General features: G+C 71.7%; 19 protein-coding genes. 7 read left to right on the top strand and 12 right to left on the bottom strand.

Annotated features, from left to right (window positions below):
• Positions 1-112: 112 nt before the first annotated feature.
• Together ABD353_RS11145 and ABD353_RS11150 are read right to left on the bottom strand one after the other, a co-directional pair.
• Positions 113-280 carry a thiomuracin/GE37468 family thiazolyl RiPP peptide gene (locus ABD353_RS11145; protein WP_153464076.1) on the bottom strand — a complete coding sequence of 56 codons (168 nt, stop codon included), beginning with the start codon at positions 278-280 and terminating at the stop codon, positions 113-115.
• Between the two features lie 38 nt (positions 281-318).
• Complete coding sequence (locus tag ABD353_RS11150; RefSeq protein ID WP_344623358.1) at positions 319-1392, bottom strand: LLM class flavin-dependent oxidoreductase; 1074 nt, start codon at positions 1390-1392, stop codon at positions 319-321.
• 309 nt (positions 1393-1701) lie between these two features.
• Between ABD353_RS11150 and ABD353_RS11155 the strand changes: the two genes are divergently transcribed.
• Positions 1702-3723 carry a radical SAM protein gene (locus ABD353_RS11155; protein ID WP_344623359.1) on the top strand — a complete coding sequence of 674 codons (2022 nt, stop codon included), beginning with the start codon at positions 1702-1704 and terminating at the stop codon, positions 3721-3723.
• A 58-nt stretch (positions 3724-3781) separates the two neighbouring features.
• Here the strand turns inward: ABD353_RS11155 and ABD353_RS11160 are convergent, their stop codons facing one another.
• From ABD353_RS11160 to ABD353_RS11175, 4 genes are read right to left on the bottom strand one after another with little or no spacing between them, the layout of a single operon-like run.
• Positions 3782-4384: a response regulator transcription factor gene (locus tag ABD353_RS11160; RefSeq protein ID WP_344623360.1), complete on the bottom strand. Its 603-nt coding sequence runs from the start codon at positions 4382-4384 to the stop codon at positions 3782-3784.
• Positions 4381-5499: a sensor histidine kinase gene (locus ABD353_RS11165; RefSeq protein WP_344623361.1), complete on the bottom strand. Its 1119-nt coding sequence runs from the start codon at positions 5497-5499 to the stop codon at positions 4381-4383. Before ABD353_RS11165 ends, ABD353_RS11160 begins: the two co-directional genes overlap by 4 nt.
• Positions 5496-6242 carry an ABC transporter permease gene (locus ABD353_RS11170; RefSeq protein ID WP_344623362.1) on the bottom strand — a complete coding sequence of 249 codons (747 nt, stop codon included), beginning with the start codon at positions 6240-6242 and terminating at the stop codon, positions 5496-5498. Before ABD353_RS11170 ends, ABD353_RS11165 begins: the two co-directional genes overlap by 4 nt.
• Positions 6239-7144, bottom strand: coding sequence for an ABC transporter ATP-binding protein (locus ABD353_RS11175; protein ID WP_344623363.1), 906 nt, complete (start codon positions 7142-7144; stop codon positions 6239-6241). The genes ABD353_RS11170 and ABD353_RS11175 overlap by 4 nt, the downstream gene beginning before the upstream one ends.
• A 322-nt stretch (positions 7145-7466) precedes the next feature.
• Between ABD353_RS11175 and ABD353_RS11180 the strand changes: the two genes are divergently transcribed.
• Together ABD353_RS11180 and ABD353_RS11185 are read left to right on the top strand one after the other, a co-directional pair.
• On the top strand, positions 7467-7883 hold the full coding sequence (locus ABD353_RS11180) for a nuclear transport factor 2 family protein (RefSeq protein WP_344623364.1): 417 nt from the start codon (positions 7467-7469) through the stop codon (positions 7881-7883).
• Positions 7884-8090: 207 nt separating this feature from the next.
• On the top strand, positions 8091-10199 hold the full coding sequence (locus ABD353_RS11185) for a cellulose binding domain-containing protein (RefSeq protein ID WP_344623365.1): 2109 nt from the start codon (positions 8091-8093) through the stop codon (positions 10197-10199).
• A gap of 170 nt (positions 10200-10369) precedes the next feature.
• On the opposite strand, the gene ABD353_RS11190 is transcribed toward ABD353_RS11185, so the two are convergent.
• From ABD353_RS11190 to ABD353_RS40375, 4 genes are all read right to left on the bottom strand, one after another.
• Positions 10370-10918, bottom strand: a complete 549-nt coding sequence (locus tag ABD353_RS11190) for a GNAT family N-acetyltransferase (protein ID WP_344623366.1) — start codon at positions 10916-10918, stop codon at positions 10370-10372.
• Positions 10919-11099: 181 nt separating this feature from the next.
• Positions 11100-11564: a hypothetical protein gene (locus tag ABD353_RS11195; protein WP_344623367.1), complete on the bottom strand. Its 465-nt coding sequence runs from the start codon at positions 11562-11564 to the stop codon at positions 11100-11102.
• 323 nt (positions 11565-11887) lie between these two features.
• A complete protein-coding gene (locus tag ABD353_RS11200) occupies positions 11888-12676 on the bottom strand; it encodes a DUF6193 family natural product biosynthesis protein (RefSeq protein ID WP_344623368.1) in 789 nt (262 codons plus the stop codon).
• 135 nt (positions 12677-12811) lie between these two features.
• Positions 12812-13887, bottom strand: a protein-coding gene (locus ABD353_RS40375) for an IS630 family transposase (protein ID WP_425555125.1) whose coding sequence is annotated in 2 segments (ribosomal slippage) — positions 12812-13438 and positions 13441-13887 — 1074 coding nt in all. Because the reading frame shifts where the segments join, the coding sequence is not laid out codon by codon here.
• A 105-nt stretch (positions 13888-13992) separates the two neighbouring features.
• Between ABD353_RS40375 and ABD353_RS11215 the strand changes: the two genes are divergently transcribed.
• A complete protein-coding gene (locus ABD353_RS11215) occupies positions 13993-14703 on the top strand; it encodes a hypothetical protein (protein ID WP_344623370.1) in 711 nt (236 codons plus the stop codon).
• A gap of 263 nt (positions 14704-14966) precedes the next feature.
• On the opposite strand, the gene ABD353_RS11220 is transcribed toward ABD353_RS11215, so the two are convergent.
• Positions 14967-15386, bottom strand: a complete 420-nt coding sequence (locus tag ABD353_RS11220; RefSeq protein WP_344623371.1) for a VOC family protein — start codon at positions 15384-15386, stop codon at positions 14967-14969.
• Positions 15387-15773: 387 nt separating this feature from the next.
• On the opposite strand from ABD353_RS11220, the gene ABD353_RS11225 reads away from it, so the two are divergent.
• Both ABD353_RS11225 and msrA read left to right on the top strand, forming a co-directional pair.
• Positions 15774-16007 (top strand): hypothetical protein, encoded by a 234-nt coding sequence (locus ABD353_RS11225; RefSeq protein WP_344623372.1) that lies wholly within the window; start codon positions 15774-15776, stop codon positions 16005-16007.
• A 125-nt stretch (positions 16008-16132) separates the two neighbouring features.
• On the top strand, positions 16133-16639 hold the full coding sequence (msrA, locus tag ABD353_RS11230; protein ID WP_344623373.1) for a peptide-methionine (S)-S-oxide reductase MsrA: 507 nt from the start codon (positions 16133-16135) through the stop codon (positions 16637-16639).
• A 46-nt stretch (positions 16640-16685) separates the two neighbouring features.
• On the opposite strand, the gene ABD353_RS11235 is transcribed toward msrA, so the two are convergent.
• Complete coding sequence (locus tag ABD353_RS11235; protein WP_344623374.1) at positions 16686-17408, bottom strand: flavodoxin family protein; 723 nt, start codon at positions 17406-17408, stop codon at positions 16686-16688.
• Between the two features lie 215 nt (positions 17409-17623).
• Between ABD353_RS11235 and ABD353_RS11240 the strand changes: the two genes are divergently transcribed.
• Positions 17624-18112: a glutathione peroxidase gene (locus ABD353_RS11240; protein WP_344623375.1), complete on the top strand. Its 489-nt coding sequence runs from the start codon at positions 17624-17626 to the stop codon at positions 18110-18112.
• The last annotated feature ends 50 nt before the right edge of the window (positions 18113-18162 follow it).

An 18162-nucleotide genomic window follows, 5' to 3' on the forward strand; every position in this document is an offset into this window, starting at 1 on the left:
CTTCTCCAGGCAGATCCGATGACAGGTCAGGAGGAGGACCGAGAGCCACCCGGTCCTCGTACACGCACGCGCACCGGCTAGAGCACGGGTGCCGGATCGATCAGCACCCCGGTCAGGTGCAGGAGCAGCACGGGCAGCAGCAGCAACAGCTGCTGGCGCCGCCGGAAGCGGACAGCTCGGTCAGGCCGTAGCCGGCCGTCACCGACGCGGGCACCACCTCGCCCAGGTCGACGAGCTCGAAGGCGCCGTCGTCCAGCACCAGGTCCTCGAATCCCTCCATGTCTTCACACCCCCCCTCGTGTTCCGGGTGACGGTTCGTCACAGTGATTTCACTTCGGGCAGCACCTCGGAGCAGAAGAGCTCCAGGGTCTGCCCAGCCTCGGCGAGCGGCATCGCACCGAAGTCGATCTGCCACAGGATCTGGTCGACGCCGCCGATGTGGTCGTTGAAGGCGCGGATCCGGTCGACGACCGTGGCCGGGGATCCGACGATCGCGCCGCCCCGGGTGAAGAGCTCGGTGGGCTTCAGGCCGCGCAGCATCCAGCCGAACCCGGAGTAGCCGCGGTAGGCGGTGGACTCCCTGCGGTCCCAGGCGTTCACGGCCAGGGCCCACACGTCCAGGTAGCGCCGCAGGTGGGTCTCGGCGATCCGCTCCGCGCGGGCGTCGGTGTCGGCGACCACCAGGGGCAGGCTGGCCGCGACCCGGGGGCGGAGCCCGGTGCCGCCGTGCGCGGCGTGGAACGCGTCACGGTAGAGGGTCAGGTGGTCGCGGAACTCGTGCGGCGAGATCAGCGGGGTGATGAGCAGCCCCAGCCCTTCCGTGCCCAGCCAGGTGAAGCTCTCCGGGGTGCGCACCGCGGCTCCCCAGGCCGGCGGGTGCGGCCGCTGGGTGGGCCGGGGCAGGCCGGTCACGTCGCGGTAGGAGAAGAACGGCGTGTCCTCGCTGACCTCCTCCTCGGTCCACAGGCGGAGCACCGCCCGGACGGTCTCCCGGAACCGCTCGGTGCTCTCCTCCATGGGCAGGCCCAGGGCGTCGAACTCGTCGGGCAGATAGGCCCGGGCGAATCCCACGTCCAGCCGGCCGCCGCTGATCGCGTCGACCTGCGCGGCTTCCGCGGCCAGTTGGATCGGGTGGTGGAACACCGGCAGGACGCAGCCGGTCATCAGCCTGACCGACGCCGTCCGGGCGGCCACCGCGGAGAGGAATCCCAGCGGGCTCGGGCAGTAGCCGCCGTAGTGGTGGAGATAGTGCTCGGTCATCTTGATGGTTTCCAGGCCACCGAGCTCCGCCCGGACGGACAATTCCAGCGCGTCACTGAAATAGGTCTGAGGGGATTTCGTCTCGGGCGTGCAGTCAGGTAGGAAGGAAAGCCCGAAGCGCACCGACACCACTCCTTGGACCGGATCTCCGGGAATTTCCTGGATATCCGTGCGATCGACGTCTGCGGCGGTCGTCCACCCGCTCCGGGCCCGCTGGCATGGAGACTTGGCCAGTTGGCGTGGGGCGGGGGATCCGGGCCGACGCTACATCGAGCCACCGGAGCCGTCAATGTGCACCATCCGATCCGGCCGCACCGGAAAGCATTTCGGCTCGCGGCCGGTATCCTCCGGGATACTTACGCTACAAATCGCGCGTTATTGACGGCACCACCGCGCGCTGCGACCGTGTGTAGCCGTTGCCGACTGCACGGATTGGTAGCCATGACCTCCACCTCGCCGGCCGGGGCGGCCGCGAAGAAGAAGACCGTCCAGCTCGTCGAGTTCACCGCAATGCACGGCGTCCGGTACAGCGTCACCCTCGGCTATTTGAAGGCCACCGCGGTCGCCGACCCGGTGCTCGACGACGCCTGCGAGTTCCGGATCAGCGTGCGCGAGCAGAGCGGCGGCGAGCAGGCCGTGACCGAGCTGCTGGACTCCTGGGACGAGCCGTTCGCCGTCGCGCTGACGGTGTTCTTCTGGAACCGCGCCCAGTCCCTGGAGCTGGCCCGCCGGGTGAAGGAGCGCTGGCCGGACTGCCGTGTCGTCCTCGGCGGGAACGACGTCAGCCACCAGCAGGACCCGCTGTTCGCCGAGGCGCCCTGGGTGGACGTGCTGGTCCACGGCGAGGGCGAGCTGCGGTTCCGCGACCTGGTCCGCTGCTTCCTGGCGGGGGGCGAACTCGCCGGTGTCCCCGGCATCAGCTACCGGTCCGACGGCGCCGTCGTCACCACCCCGGACGCGGACCGGATCACCGACCTCGAGCAGGTCGTCTCGCCGATCCTGACCCCGGTCTACTCCGACGAGGAGATCGCCGGCTCGTCGATGATCGTCTACGAGACCAACCGCGGCTGCCCCTACAAGTGCGCCTTCTGCTACTGGGGCGGCGCCACCAACTCCAAGGTGCGCCAGTTCGACCTGGAGCGGATCTTCGGCGAACTGGACCGGCTCGTCCGGCTGATGCCGACGGACGCCACCCTGTTCATCGCGGACGCCAACTTCGGCATCGTCGCCCGGGACCGGCAGATCGCCGAGCACATCGTGGAGCTCACCCGCCGCCACGGCAAGCGGCTGGTCATCAGCACCAACTGGGCCAAGAACGGCAACGACCGCATCGTGGAGATCGCCGGCATGCTGCACGCCGCCGAACTCACCGGCGCCATCACGCTGTCCGCGCAGTCCTTCGACCCGGACGTGCTGAGGATCGCCAACCGCGCCAACATCCGCACCGACCACTACCGCCGGCTGCTGTCCCGGTTCCGCGCACTGGACGTGCCGACCTACACGGACCTGATCTGGGGCCTGCCCGGCGAGACCTACGACTCCTACCTCGCCGGGGTCGAGGAGGTGCTGACCGCCGGCGGCTCCCCGGTGATCTATCCGCTGCTGCTGCTCAACAACACCGAGTACGCGCGGGAGACCTTCCAGGACGAGCACAAGCTGACGACGCGACGGATGCCGTGCGACGTCACCAACCCCGAACTCGTCGCCGAGGTCGTCGTCGCCCACGACGGCATGACCGCCGACGAGTGGGTGCGCGGGATGGCCTTCCGCGTCTCCATGACGCTGTTCCAGAAGATCCTGCTGCGCTGCGCCCTGCGCGTCGTCCACGCCACGACCGGCGTGCGCACGGTCGACCTGTGCGAGCGGCTGTGGTCGTTCCTGCTGGAGGACTGCGCCGACCCGTTCCTGCGCGCCGTCGCCCGCAACGTCGCCGCCGCCCACCGGGAGCCGGCCGCCCTGGACGCGGCGCTGCTGCGGACGGTCATCGGCGACCGGGTCGTGGTGCCCGAGGAGGTGCACTTCCAGGCGCTGCTGTGCCGCGCGGCCGGCACCGAACGCGCCGCGAAGGAGTTGCTCACGGCTGCGGTCGACCGGCTGTGCGAGGAGCTGGCCGCCGCCGGGCACCGGATCGACCGCGCGCTGGTCGACGGCGCCCTGACGCTCGACCTCGCGGCGACGACGATCCTGCGTGCCAACCTGCGCGGCACGCTGGACGAGGCGGAGTTCGCGGTGCCGCGCAGGGCCTGGGACCTGCTGGTGGAGGCCGGGGACGTACCCTCCGGTCTGGACGCCGGCGGCCGCGGTGCCACCGTGCGGGGCACGGTGTGGGCGCCGCCGCGCTGGGTCCACTACCCGATCAGCGTCTACGCGCTCTCCATCTGGCACGGCACCGGCCGGCCGTTGCACGACCTCCGGTTCGCCCTGTCCTCCGGGCCGGCCCCGGGGCCGCTCGTCCCCGCCTGAGGGCCCGACGCGGGCACCGACGAGGGCACCGACGAGGGCACCGACGAGGGCTCCGCCGCTACAACCAGCCGCGCGACAGTGCCGTCCTGGCCGCGTCGGTGCGGTTGCGTGCGCCCAGCTTGGCCATCGCGGTGGACAGGTAGTTGCGCACGGTGCCCTCGGCCAGGCACAACCGCGCCGCGATCTCCGCGTTGCCCGCGCCGTCCGCGACCGCGCGCAGCAGTTCCCGTTCCCGGTCGGTCAGCGGATCGGCCGCGTCCCACGCGGCCACCGCGAGCTCCGGCGCGACCACCCGCTCACCCGCGTGCACGCGGCGCAGCGCCGCGGCGAGTTCGCCGATCGGCGCGTCCTTGAGCACGTAGCCGGCCACCCCGGCGTCGACCGCGCGGCGCAGGTAGCCGCTCCGGGCGAAGGTGGTCACGATCAGCACCCGGGTCGGATCGGCCGTCCGGTTCAGCTCCGCAGCCAGGTCGAGGCCGGTGCGGCCGGGCATCTCGATGTCGGTCACCAGCACGTCGGGGCGGTGCTCGCGCACCGCGGCCAGGGCGTCGTCGCCGTCCGTCGCGGTCGCCACCACCGTGATGTCGGGCTGGAGGTCCAGCAGGGCGGCGAAGGCGCCCAGCACCATGCCCTGGTCCTCGGCCAGCACCACCCGGATCACCGGGCCGCCGCCCCGAGCGGAACGGTGATGGTCAGCGTCGTGCCGGCCGAGCCGCTGCGCTGCACCGCACCGCCGAGCTTCGCGATCCGCTCCCGCAGCCCGGTCAGCCCGGTGCCCTCCGGCGCCGAGCCGCCGATCCCGTCGTCCGCGATCACCAGCCGTACCCTCCTGTCGTCCGCGTCCAGTCCGATCCGGCAGTGCGTGGCCCGGGCGTGCCGGGCCACGTTGGTCACCGCCTCGCGCAGCGCCAGCCCCAGTTCGTGCTCGACCCCCGCGACCAGCCGCAGCCCGTCCTCGCAGTCCACGCCGAGGCTCACCCCCGTCCCGGCCAACGCCCGCCGGGCCGCCTCCAGTTCGCTGCGGACGGTGGTCCGCCGCCAGCCGGTGACCGTGCTGCGCACCGCGGCCAGCGCCTCGCGGGCGTTGCGTTCGATCTCCTCCGCCTCGGCCCTCGCCCGTTCCGGGTCGACGGGCACCAGCTCCTTGGTCAGCTGAGCGCGCATCACCACGGCGGTCAGGGAGTGCCCGAGCAGGTCGTGCAGGTCGCGCGCGATCCGCTCGCGCTCGGAGAGGGTCGCCAGCAGCTCGACCTGCGAGGTGCGAAGCCGCTCGTTCTCCCACTCCTGCCACCGGTCGCGCTGCCGCAGTTCGAGCAGCCCGATCACCCAGATCAGCACCGACGCCGACACGAACCCCCACAGCCGGTAGGGCATCGGCACCCGCGAGACCGCGGCGGCGGCGCCGTTCAGGACGGTCAGAGCCGCGAACCACGGCCGCGCCCCGCGCCACGACAGGGTGTCGCCCGCGACCGCCGCCGCGTAGACGAAGAGCACGCTCGCGTTGGTGTTGAACGGGGTGGCCAGCGCGCCGATCGCCGCCATGGGGACGATCGCCGTCCAGACGTGGCGCGCGTCCGGGCCGCGCAGCAGCTTCGCCGCGTACAGCGCGGCCGTGGCGGCGCACACCGCGGTCGCCAGCGGCCACTCCCACCACGCCGGACGGGGCGAGAAGTACGGCTGCGCGGGCACGAAGAGCAGATAGCCGAGGTGGACCCAGTCCCAGGTCCGCAGCCGGCCGGCGCGCGACCCGGGCGCGGTGGCCCGCGGGGCGGTCACGTCCGGGCGTGGCGGTGGGCCAGGGTCGCCAGTCCGAGCGCCGCCGCCGTCGTCACCAGCAGGGCGAGGACGTGGATCAGCACGCTGCCCCCGCCCAGTTGGGCGAGCCCGAGTCGGGCGAGGTGGTACGTGGGCAGGAACTCGGCGATCTGACGCACCGTCCGGGGCAGCAACTGGATCGGGATCCACAGCCCCGACAGTACCGCCAGCGGGAAGAGCAGCGCATTGAGCAGCGCGATCGTCGCGTTGGGGCGCAGCCGCAGCCCGACCGCCACGCTCACCAGCGTGAACGGCACGGTGCCCAGCAGCAGGACCGCCGCCAGCCGCACCAGCTGCCACACCGAGGCGTGCAGGGTGCCGAAGGCCGCGGCCGCCACCCCCATCAGCGCCAGCACTCCCACCGCGTACAGCAGCGCGGCCGCGGCCTTCGCGGCGAGGCTGATCCCGATCGGCACGGCGGAGACCCGCCTCGTCCGCAGCCAGCCGAGGTCGCGGTCCTGCGCGACGCCGATCCCCGGTTGCAGCGCGGCCACCGTGATCACCCCGTAGGTGCCGAAGGTGGCCACCATCGCCGTTCCGGCCGGCAGCCCCTGGGTCACCCGGTGGCCGTAGAGCAGGTTGAACAGCACGAAGAACCCGACCGGCATGAGGATGCTGAAGAACAACGAGGTAGGCTCGCGCACGATCGCCCGCAGCTCGTCCCGCAGCTCCACTCCGAAGACCCGTGCCGTCGTCGCGCTCACCGTGCCGCCTCCGCCCCGTCCGTCAGCGCGAGCACGGCTTCCTCCAGGCCCGCGTCCTGCACCCGCAGCTCCGACAGCTGCCCGTCCCGGTCCAGCAGCACCCGCAGCAGGTCCTCGGGCGAGCGCGTCTGGATCCGCATCAGATCGTGTTCCGCGGTGACCGAGAGCACGCCCGGCACCTGCCCGACCTCCCGCAGGTCGAGGCGGGTGCGGACGGTCACGGTGCGGTCGGGCAGCCGCGCCACCAGCTCCTCCGGGGGCGCGTCGGCCAGGATCCGGCCCCGGTCGAGCACCACCACGCGGTCCGCGACCGCGGCCGACTCCTCGATCAGGTGCGTGGTCACCAGCACCCCGGCGCCGCGCGCCCGGCGCAGCGCCAGGATCTGCCAGAAGTGCCGCCTGGCCGCGGTGTCCAGGCCCACGGTCGGCTCGTCGAGCACCAGCAGGGCCGGCTCGGTGACCAGGGCCATCGCCAGCTGCACCCGCTGCTTCTGACCGCCCGACAGCCTGGGCACCCGCCGGCGCCGCAGCTCGGCGAGCCCGAGTTCCGCCAGCACCGGCTCGGCGGCCGAGGCCCGTAGCCCGCCGCGGACGGCGGCGCCGGTCACCAGCTCGCCGACGGTCAGCGTGTTCGGGAAGCCGGGCGTCTGCTGCGCCACCCCGAGCCGCCGCCGGGTCGCCGCGCGGCGCGGATCGCCGTCGAGCACCCGGACCGTCCCCTGCTGGGGAGCGAGCAGCCCGACCGTGAGGGCGACCAGCGTCGACTTCCCGGCGCCGTTCGGCCCGAGCAGTGCGACGCACTCCCCCGGGTCGACCCGCAGGTCCACCCCGTCCAGTGCGAGCGTCCCGCCGTACCGGTACCGCAGCCCTTCGGCCGTCATCACCGCCTGTGTCGTCCCCATGGCCGCCAGCCTCGCGCTTCGGCGCTCCGCTCCGGTAGTGATGCCGCGTCACCGGCCGCGAATGACAATTGTCAACGGCCGTCCCCCGGCCGCCGCTTCCCCCGGCCGCCGCTTCCCCCGGTCGACGCTTTCCCCGGTCGACGCTTTCCCCGGTCGACGTGAGCGCCCGGTGCGCGGCTCGCGCGAGAGTCGGCTGTCAGTGGTCTGCAGGTGGTCTGTCGCCCCCGGGTGGAACTCTGGAGCGCGGGCGGCGGCGTTCCCGGGCCGTTGCTCACCACGCGCACGAACCGCCGGGACGACAACGACGGAAGGGGAGTCGACCATGGACCGGTCGCTGGTCGCACGCATGCGGGAGTACTTGAACGCCGGCCTCGCGATGGACGTGGAGGCGCTCGACGTCCTCTACGACCCGGGCTTCGAGAACATCCGGGTCGACGAGGCGGGTCAGGTCGCGATCCTGACGAAGGAGCAGTTCATGACGCGCTTCCGCACCCTGCGGGACCAGGGGCAGCGGGTGGGCGAGGACATCGACGACGTGCGTTTCCTCGCGACGAGTGAACACGGTGACCAGGGAACGGTCGTCATGCACCGGGTCCAGCACGGCGTCCCGATCCGGTACGGCTTCGTCTGGCGGCGCGAGGACGGACGGTGGACCACGCTCCTGCGCGAATTCACCTTCGAGAAGGACATCTCGCCCCTCCTCCGGATCATGAAGTCCGCCGAGACCGGGACGGCCTGAGCGCCGGATTGCCGCGGCGGGGGCGTCCCGGCACGTCGGGAAGATTGACATGCCCGGCGCCCCCTCCCATCATGGGAGCGCTCCCAAGCCCCATCCGCCGCACGCATCGTCGACGGTCGACGCGGCACCGCACGCCGCACAGCCCCCGTCCACCGTCCCGCCCGCGGCGCGCCCCCGGGCCGGCGCATCACCCGGGAGGAACACGTCATGCCGTTCCGCAGCAGACCAGACGGGCCCCGCCGCCCCCTCGCCGCGACGGCCTCGGCCGCCCTAGCCGTGGTGGCTGCGGCACTGCCGCTGGCCGCCCCCGCCGCCGCGGCCGACCCCGCCGCCACCGGCCGCACCACCGTCACGGTCAACGCGAGCGCGGGTCTGGGCACCGTCGGCTCCACCGCGCTCGGCGCGAACACCGCCGTCTGGGACTCGTACATGAACGACCCCCAGGTGGTCTCCCTGTACAAGGCCGCCGGAATCGGCGCGCTGCGCTACCCGGGCGGCTCCTACTCCGACATCTACCACTGGGTCGACAACACCGCACCGGGCGGGTACGTCGCCCCCGGCACCGACTTCGACGCCTTCATGGGCACCGTGAAGGCCTCCGGCGCCCAGCCGGTCCTGATCGCCAACTACGGCTCCGGCACGGCCCAGGAGGCCGCGGACTGGGTCCGGTACGCCAACGTCACCAAGAACTACGGGGCGAAGTACTGGGAGATCGGCAACGAGATCTACGGCAACGGCGTCTACGGCAGCGGCTGGGAGAACGACGTCCACGCCGACAAGACGCCCGACCAGTACGCCAGGGAGGTCAAGGCGTACGCCGCGGCCATGAAGGCCGTCGACCCCACCGTCAAGATCGGCGCGGTGCTCACCATGCCCGGCAACTGGCCGGACGGCATCGTGGCCGCCGGCGACACCGGCGACTGGAACCACACCGTGCTCGCCGCCGTCGCCCACGACGTCGACTTCGTCAGCGTCCACTGGTACCCCAACACCAGCACCGGCGACCAGTCGCTGGCCGCCGTGCAGCAACTCCCCGGCGAGCTCCGCCAGGTGCGCACCCTGCTGGACCAGTACGCGGGTACCGACTCCGCGCGCATCGGCATCGCGATGACCGAGGTGAACTCCAACTCCGGCAGCGGTGCCTTCACCAGCCGCCCCAACGGCCTGTTCGCCGCGGAGGCCGTGATGACGGCGCTGGAGAACGGCGTCTTCACCGTGGACTGGTGGGACACCCACAACGGCGCGGGCGCCGTCACCACGGTCGGCGGTGAGACCGACTACGGCGACATGGGCATGCTGTCGAACGGCAGCTGCTCCGGCAGCGTCTGCGAGCCCGCGGTGAACACCCCGTTCGCGCCGTACTGGGGCATCAAGGCGCTGGGTGCCCTCAGCGACCCGGGCGACAGCATGGTGGCCTCCGGCACCTCCGACCCCGAGGTCTCCTCCCACGCGGTGCTCCGGGCCAACGGCGACCTCAGCGTCCTGCTGCTCAACAAGAGCTCCTCCGCCGAGCACACCGTGGACCTGCGGTACCCGGGCTTCACCGCGGGCGCCGCAGCGCCCTCCGTCCAGCGGTGGGCACCCGGCGACGACGGCCTGGTGGACGCGACCGGCACCGCCACCTCCTCCTCGGCGACCCTGGCCCCCTACTCCGTCACCGTGCTGACCATGCACCCGAAGAGCGGCACCGGCTCGTCCGCCGCCACCGTCGGCACCCCCGGTGCGCCCCGGACCACCGCGGTCGGCGCCAACACCGTCGCCCTGAGCTGGCCGGCCACCACCGGCGCGGTGGACCGCTACGAGGTCTACGAGCAGCTCGGCACCACCGTCCAGCTGCTCGGCTCGTCCACCGGCACCTCCACCACGCTCCACAACCTGCCGCCGGGCTCCCGGCACACGGTCAACGTGCTGGCCCGGGACCAGGCGGGGCACCTCTCCCGGCCCTCCGAACCGCTCACCTTCACCACCGGCACCCCCGACGACAGCACCTGCACCGTCGCGTACCAGGTGACCACCGGCTGGGGCAACGGCTTCGTCGCCGACGTCGTGGTGAGCAACCTCGGCCCGGCGGACATCAACGGCTGGACACTGGACTTCGACTGGCCGTCGACCGGACAGTCCGCCGACTCCTGGTGGAACGCCGACATCACCGCCGAGGGGCAGCACGTCCGCGTGACCAACGGCGCGTACAACGCCAGGCTCGCCCCCAACGGCGGCAACTCCGTCGACTTCGGCTTCGTCGGCGGCAACAACGGCGCCAACCCGTCCCCGACGGTCTTCCGCCTGAACGGAACGGTCTGCCGAACCGTCGTCTGATCCCGCCCCGGGCCCGACGAGAAGCGCCCTCCTCGTCGGGCCCGGACGCCGTGGGAGCACCGTCCGCCGGCGGGGCCGGCCGTCGTGGCCCCCGTCCGCCGGCGGGGCCGTCCGCCGTTTCCGGCCCGTCCGCCATTTCCGGCCCGTCCGCCGGCGGGACGGGCTCCGGCTCACACCGGCGGCGTGACCGCCGACCGCAGGCCGAGCCACTGCTCGGCGTCCCAGGCCCGGAACCGCTCCACCTCGGTGAACCCCAGCTTCGCCGCAAGACGCATCGAACCGACGTTCGCGCTCTGGGTGGTGAGCACCACCGGCTCGCCGGGGAAGACACCGTCGAACCAGTCGAGGGCCGCCCGGCACGCCTCCGCGGCGTACCCGAACCCCCACGCCCGCGGCAGGAACAGGTACCCCAGATCGGCCTTCCCCACCGCGGCCGGGCGACGGTGCTCCGTCGCCCTCCTGAGCAGGATCTGACCGATCATCGCCCCGTCGAGCTCGACGACGAAACTCCCGGGCCACCCCTCGGGCACCCCGGACGTCTCACGCATCTCGCGCTCCACCTCGTCACGCGGCCGGGCACCCCCGAGGTAGGTGTGCACCTCCGGCGACGCCAGCAGATCGACGAACGCCGCCCGGTCCCGGCCCTCGGGCGCACGCAGCACGAGCCTCTCGGTCCTGATCGGCTCGGGCGGCCAGGCGATGCGTCCCAGGTCGGTCATGATCGGCAACCTATCGCACGCCCGTCGGGCAGGAGCCTGAATCGGCCGTCAGCGGCAGCAGCTCCTGACCCGTGCCCCGGCCACACCGGGAAGCCGCGGGTCAGCAACGGCAAGGACGCTCTGCAGCGGCTCCGCCTGCACCACGCAGGAGTGAGAGGCCGCGTCGGCTTCCGCCAGGTGCTCAGGCTACGGCGTCGCCGGGATCCTCCTCGTCCCCGAAGTCGCCCCGACGATGCTCCGAGCGATAGGTGCTGTCAGCGGGAAGGTCCTCCCCCGTCGCTTCCTTGTACGCCGCCCTGCGCTCCTCACTGGCCTGCCAACCGTCCGCGAGCTTCACCAGGGCCGCCACGACGTCGTGCCCGACAGGGGACTTACGCTTCGGACGGTCCGCGTCTCCGAGGTCGGCGGCCGACTCGGAATCCCTGAGGTCCTCGGTGCCATCGGTGTCCCCGGCGTCCTCGGTCTCCCCGGTGCCGCTGCCGCCGACGAGACCGGCGACGACGACGGCTGCGGCCACCGTGGCGATGGCGCCGCCGACGGCCAGGAACTTCCCCTTGTGCTTCTTGATCAGGTTCTTCGCGTTCTCGGCGCGGGAGGTGCGCTCGCCCTCCTCGGGAGTGGGCTCGCTGGGAGTGGAGTCATTCACCCGCACAGATCTATCCGACCCGTACCTCACCTGTCAGGCGATCACCCAACATCCTCCGTGGTCTGCCGGGCGCATGACCCCCCGCGGAACAGCTCGGCGCCGACGGACTGCTCCCGGTCCGTGCAGCGGCGCAGCGGAGCCGGCGGTCCGGCGGGGTGCCGCTACCGACGCTTAATGCCTGATGTCGTGGGGTGCTGACAGGCGGTGATCGTCGCGGTAGACCCAGGCCGTGCTGCCAAACCCGACCCCGCGCGGGACCGCGGCCCGGAAACCAGGCCTTATGGTCTGCGTCGTCCTGCACCAGCGGTGGACCTCCAAACGGTCTACCGCTGCACCGGCACGGCGGTCCCTGCCACCGCCGGCCCGCAGCCTTCGGGCAGCCCCCGCACCACCGCGCGGACGGCCTGTTCCGCCGTGTTGGCCTCACCGATGAACACGCCACGCGCCGGCCCGTGGATCCGGTACCGCCCACCGGGCGAGGGCTCGATGTACGGCACGTCCCACGAGTAGGGAAAACCGGTGCAGGTCGAGAAGTGAAGCTGAAAGTGGCTGGTGAATGGGAACAGCTGCCGCAACAACGGCTCGCCATAGGCGGCTTCGGCCGCTGCCAACTGTGCCCCGCCGTTCGGGTAACCGTACCTCTCACCGATCCGGCGGAGCTTCGCCAGGAGCAGTTCCCAGCTCAGCGCGGTGGCCTCGGCCGGTCCGCGCTCATGCGCCTCCGCCAGCTCCGCGACCTCCACGAACGGTGCTGCGGCCTGGATTTCCCGAGCCGTCATGCCGCTGCGCCACGCCGCCCAGGCCCTGGCCAACTCGCGCACGTCGTCCGTGGCGCCCCAGACCCGTTTCGTGCCGTTGATCCACACACCGAAGAAGAAGCGCCGTTCGACGGCACTCATGTCGATCCAGGTTGTGAAGTTCTCGCTGTTCGTCCGGGCCGACGTCAGCGGGCGCCGGTCGTCGACGTCAATGTCGCCCAACGAAAGGCCGAGCTCTGCAGCTGTTTCCTGCAGAACTGCAGCGAGACCGCCGCCGGAAGCCAGATCGGGGTAGAGGTCGCAGTTAACTGGAGGCGGATCACACCGAGTCGGTTCGGTCGAGTTCGGATTCATCGCTGAAGTGTGCCGTCCCAACCCAGACATACGCCAGCAGTGGCTGCCCTCGTCCAGCGCCCCGCACGTCGTCTCCGGAACCTGCCGCCTCTGCTGATGGACACACTGAACTTCAGCCTCGGCGACCCCTGACGCTTAATGCATGATGTAGTTGGGGTGGGTGGCCAGGCGGGTGCCGGTGAGGCAGCCGGTGATGATGGTGGGCCGGTACTGGATCTGGCGCAGGCCTCGCCGGACTGCGGTGACCAGGTGGTCGTAGTTGGTGAAGGCTATGTTGGCCAGGTTGGTGCGCCGCAGGCTGGACCAGACGCCCTCGACGGGGTTGAGGTCCGGCGCGTAGGGCGGCAGTTGGAAGACGGTCAGCCAGTCCCGGGCCTCGGTCCAGGTACGGATCGCGCGGCTCGGGTGCAGGCCGACGTTGTCCCAGACCAGCACGATCGGTCCGTGCAGTTGCTGGTGGGCGTCGGCCAGCAGGTCGCGCAGGTCCTTCCATGAGAAGCCCTTGCGCCGGTCGGCTCGCCGGTCGGTGGTGTGGCGGTAGATCAGACGGGGCCGCTGTCCGGGCTTGTAGCAGCACAGGACTGCGGCGGACAGATGGCGGCGGCTGCCGCCGTTGACCCGGATGACAGGTGTGCAGCCCTTGCGGGACCAGGTACGGGCGGTGTGCGGCGTCATCGAGAAGCCGGCCTCGTCGGCGAAGACGGTCCAGGCCCCGAGCGCCGCCGCGGTCGTTCCACGGCCGGCCACGTCTCCTTCACCCACGTCGTAACCAGTTCCTCGTCGCGCTGGACCGCGCGCCGGGCCGGGACCTGCGGCGACCAGCCGTGCCGATGCAACAGCAGGCACACCCCCGGTGCGGTGTAGCTCTTGTCGAACATCCGCCCGATCAGCGTCTGGATCCGTACCAGGGTCCAGCGCTGGTCCGGCCAACCGTGCGCCACCGCCCCCAAGTCCAGCGCGGCCTCCAGCTTCACGAACAGCTCGTCGCTGAGCTTGGGCAGCGACGCCGGCCCCTTCGACGCCAGGCCCGCCTCGCCCCGCGTCACCCACTCGCGGCGCCAGCGCTGCACCGACCGCACATGGACCCGCAGGTCCCTCGCTACCTCGGCGTTGTCCCGGCCCGCCGCGAACAGCTCGCCCGCTTCAAGGCGGATCTGCTCGCGAAACGCCCTCCGCTCGGCAGTCAGCCCGCCGCCCTGCGCGTACCTCATGACCTGGGTGTACCGCGACAACCACGACCTGTCAGCCCCCACGACAACACGCATTAAGCGTCAGTAGGGTTCGTCTTTCGCGACCGCGAGCTGGAGGGAAGTGGGATGCTGTTCCGTCAACTGACGACCGCTTGGGAGAGCCTCCCGTGGGAGGAGGCGGTGGAGCGCCATCCGTTCCTCGGCGGGCCGGACCTCGAGTTCGACGGTCTGTTCAGCGAGGAACCGGCGCACGTCCTCGTGCACGACGGCGACGTGGTCGTCCCCGGTGGGGTGGCCGTCGGCTGCGGCATCGACGACGTCGGCGAGCGCGAGGACGTGGAGGCCGTCCATGTCATCGACGGCAACCTGACGGTCGAGGGAAGCCTGCACTTCTCCAACTCGGGGTACTACCCGACGCTGTGCGTCACCGGCACCGTCACGGCGGAGAACCTGCTGTGCGAGAGCGAATGCGTGCTGTACGTCGCCGGCGCACTCCGGGTGGAGAACCTCCTCGTCACCAGCCTGTACGAGGCCGGCCTCCTGTCGGTGGAAGGCCCTTCCTCGGTGGGCACGTGGCTGCAACTCGAAAGCCGCGAAACCCTCACCCGTCTCGGCAGCGGCGCAGCGGAACGGCCCACCGAGGTGCCCGTCCTGCGCCTCGACGACGGCACCGGGGCCGAGGCCGTGGCGGCGCTGCTGTTGCCCGAGTTCTTCGACGGTGACCGGCTGGACCGGCGGAGGCTCGCGGCCGCCGCGGTGGCCGGACGCCCGCTCACGTCCCGGCCGGAGCAGGCTGTCCGGCCCGACCGGAGTGGCCCGCGCCCACTCCCCCGGTAGACCGTCCCCGGGGCGGCCGCCCGGGTCTGCCGCCGCCCGGCGTCCGGGTCCGTGGACGGTCCCGAACGCCCGGGGGCGCGGTCAGTTGACGGGCTTCCGGCCGCCGCCGACCTCCTTCGGGTTGTGGAGCCGGATCACCGGGGCGTCGCCGACTCCCGCGTACGGGCCTGGTGGATCAGACGGGCGGACGCGGTGCGCAGCGCCCTGGCGGGGGTGGAGCCGTCGGGGTGGCCGGCCTGGGAGCTGTTCGGTTTCGGCGGCAGTCAGAGCACCAGATCGTCGTGCTCGTCGAAGATCCAGCCGTCCTCGTAGAGGACCTCGAACAGGTGGCCGTCCGGATCGGTGAAGTATCCGCTGTGTCCCCAGGGATTCGGGCCGGCCGGGCGGGTGACGGTGGCGCCCAGCTCGGCGGCCTTGGCCATCACCCGGTACACCTCGTCGGCGCTGCGGGCCACGTACGCCAGGGCGAAGCCCGAGAATCCGCCCGGCTCCCGGTCGGGCAGACCGGCGTCGGCCGCGAAGGCCGCCCGGGACTGGAACCCGACCGCGACCCCACCCAGTTCGAACAGCGCGAACTCGTCCGATCCCGCCGTGGACCTCCGCCACCCCAGCGCCCGGTAGAACGCGACCGAGGCGGCGACGTCGCGCACACCGAGCAGGATCAGATTGAGTCGCTGCCGCATGACTTCCTCCCGAGAACCGGAACCCGGCCCGTCATGCTGCCATCCCCCACCGACACCACCACGGCCGGCCCGTGACGGCGGCACAGCCGAACGAGTTCCAGCTGCAGACCCGCCGGGTCATCCGCCCCTGGCTGCCGGCCAGTCGGAGTCCCCGCCGCACCTCGTGGTGCAGCCCCTGCCGCACCGAGGCGTGAGGACGTCGCAACTGCCTCGCCCAGGCGACGGGCGCATCCAAGGAGAGCGCCTGGATGTTCCCGCGGCGGCTCAGGGTGCCGACGGCGGAGCCGGTGCTCGGCCCGCCGACCTGGTGAGCCCGGCCGTCGGCGCGGTGGGGACCAGTGGCATGGACGGCGAGGACGCCGCGAGCGCATCGTCCTCCGGTTCGGGTTGTCGATCGGCTGGTGGCCCGCCTCCATCACCCGCGCCGTCCACGTCAGCACTGCCGTACTGCGGGCACGCGCCGCGATCGACGCACTCACCACCCCGGCCGAGAGCGCGGTCGACCTCAACATTCGCAAGGTCGCGCAGCACCTGGGACTCGCGTGCCGTGCCGGGTTCGACGCGACGACGGCGACCTCCCTCAACGCCGTCCTGCGCCCGGGAACGTCGATCACGCCCTGAACCGGCTGGTTCTGCGTCCTTGCGGAACCCGGACGAGGGCCGGTCGGCGCGTGTGCAGGAATACGGTGGCCTCGTTGGTTGTCAGCACCAGCGCAAGCCGATGTCCATCACTGAGGGAGAAGACCATGGCGACCGAGAAGGCCGTCCTCGCCGGGGGCTGCTTCTGGGGCATGGAGGAGCTCTTCCGCCACCAGCCCGGGGTGGTGTCCACCCGCGTGGGCTACACCGGCGGCGAGGTCCCGAACGCCACCTACCGCAACCACGGCAATCACGCCGAGGCCATCGAGGTGCTCTACGACGACGCCCGGACGGACTTCCGGGCCCTGCTCGAGTTCTTCTTCCAGGTCCACGACCCGTCGACCAAGAACCGCCAGGGCAACGACATCGGTGCCGGCTACCGCTCGGCGATCTTCTACCTCACCGACGAGCAGAAGCAGGTCGCCGAGGACACCATCGCCGACGTCGACGCCTCGGGCCTGTGGCCGGGCAAGGTCGTCACCGAGGTCACCCCGGCCGGGGACTTCTGGGAGGCCGAGCCCGAGCACCAGGACTACCTGCAGAAGGTCCCCAACGGCTACACCTGCCACTTTCCCCGCCCCGGCTGGAAACTGCCCCGGCGCGCGGGCGCCTAGCCTCGGCCGGCCCAGGGTCCGGTCGAGGTCGTGGGCCGCGCCGCTCTCACCTGTGTTCGGGGTTCTCGAAGTCGAAGCGGCAGCCGGCGTCCCATTCGGAGCGCTGGTTGCCGTGGGCGGGGATGCCGCCGGCGTCCTTGAGCATCCGGGCGAGGTGCATCAGGTTCCAGGTCATGAAGGTGGTGTTCCGGTTGGTGAAGTCGTTCTCCGGCCCGCCGGAGCCCTCGTCCAGGTACGACGGGCCGGGGCCGGCCGCGCCGACCCAGCCGGCGTCGGCCTGCGGCGGGACGACGTAGCCCAGGTGCTGCAGGCTGTAGAGGACGTTCATCGCGCAGTGCTTGGCGCCGTCCTCGTTCCCGGTGATCAGGCAGCCGCCGACCCGCCCGTAGTAGGCGTACTGGCCCCGGTCGTTCAGCAGCGACGAGCAGGCGTACAACCGCTCGATCACCTTCTTCATCACCGACGAGTTGTCGCCGAGCCACACCGGGCCGCACAGCACGAGGATGTCGGCGGACATCACCTGGGAGTAGATCACCGGCCACTGGTCGGTCTCCCAGCCGTGCTCGGTCATGTCGGGCCAGACACCGGTGGCGATGTCGTGGTCGACGGCGCGCAGCAGTTCGGTGGTGACGCCCTGCCGTTCCATGATCCCGCGGCTGATGTCGATCAGACCCTGGGTGTGGCTGCGCTCCGGGGAGCGTTTGAGGGTGCAGTTCACGAAGAGGGCCCGCAGGTCCTCGTAGTGGGCGACGCCGTCGGGGTTGGTCATGGCGGTCAGCACAGCACACGTAGGGCGACCGTCCGAGCACCCTCCGCCGTTCGGGTGGCGGGGGCGCGTCGCCGGGGCGGCGCGCCGGCGGGTGCGGGAACAGATCGGGTCCGCGCCGGGTTGTGCGCTGTGGCGCATCCTGTGCGCCGCGTGCCGAAGCCGCGTGCCGAAGCCACACGACAAGCCGCACGACAACGCCCCGAAGGGACCCTCCGTTGAGCCTGTACGACATCCCCCTGCGCACCCTCGCCGGTGAGCCGACCTCGCTCGCCGACCACAAGGGCAAGGCGCTGCTGCTGGTCAACGTCGCCTCGAAGTGCGGTCTGACCCCGCAGTACGCCGGGCTGGAGCGGCTGCAGCAGCGCTACGCCGACCGCGGCTTCACGGTGCTCGGCTTCCCCTGCAACCAGTTCCTCGGGCAGGAGCCGGGCAGCGCCGAGGAGATCCAGACCTTCTGCTCGACCACCTACGGGGTGTCCTTCCCGCTGTTCGAGAAGATCGACGTGAACGGCGAGGAGCGGCACCCGCTGTTCGCCCGGCTGACCGAGGTGGCGGACGCCGAGGGCACGGCCGGCGACGTGCAGTGGAACTTCGAGAAGTTCCTGCTGTCCGCGGACGGCACGGTGGTCGGCCGGTTCCGTCCGCGCACCGAGCCCGAGGCGGACGAGCTGGTCGCCGCGATCGAGGCGCAGCTGCCGGCCTGAGGCCACGGCTCCGTCCGGACGCCCGGGCGCTCCCACCCCGAGGGAGCGTC

It is taken from the genome of Kitasatospora arboriphila (assembly GCF_039528095.1).
Classification (GTDB): domain Bacteria; phylum Actinomycetota; class Actinomycetes; order Streptomycetales; family Streptomycetaceae; genus Kitasatospora; species Kitasatospora arboriphila.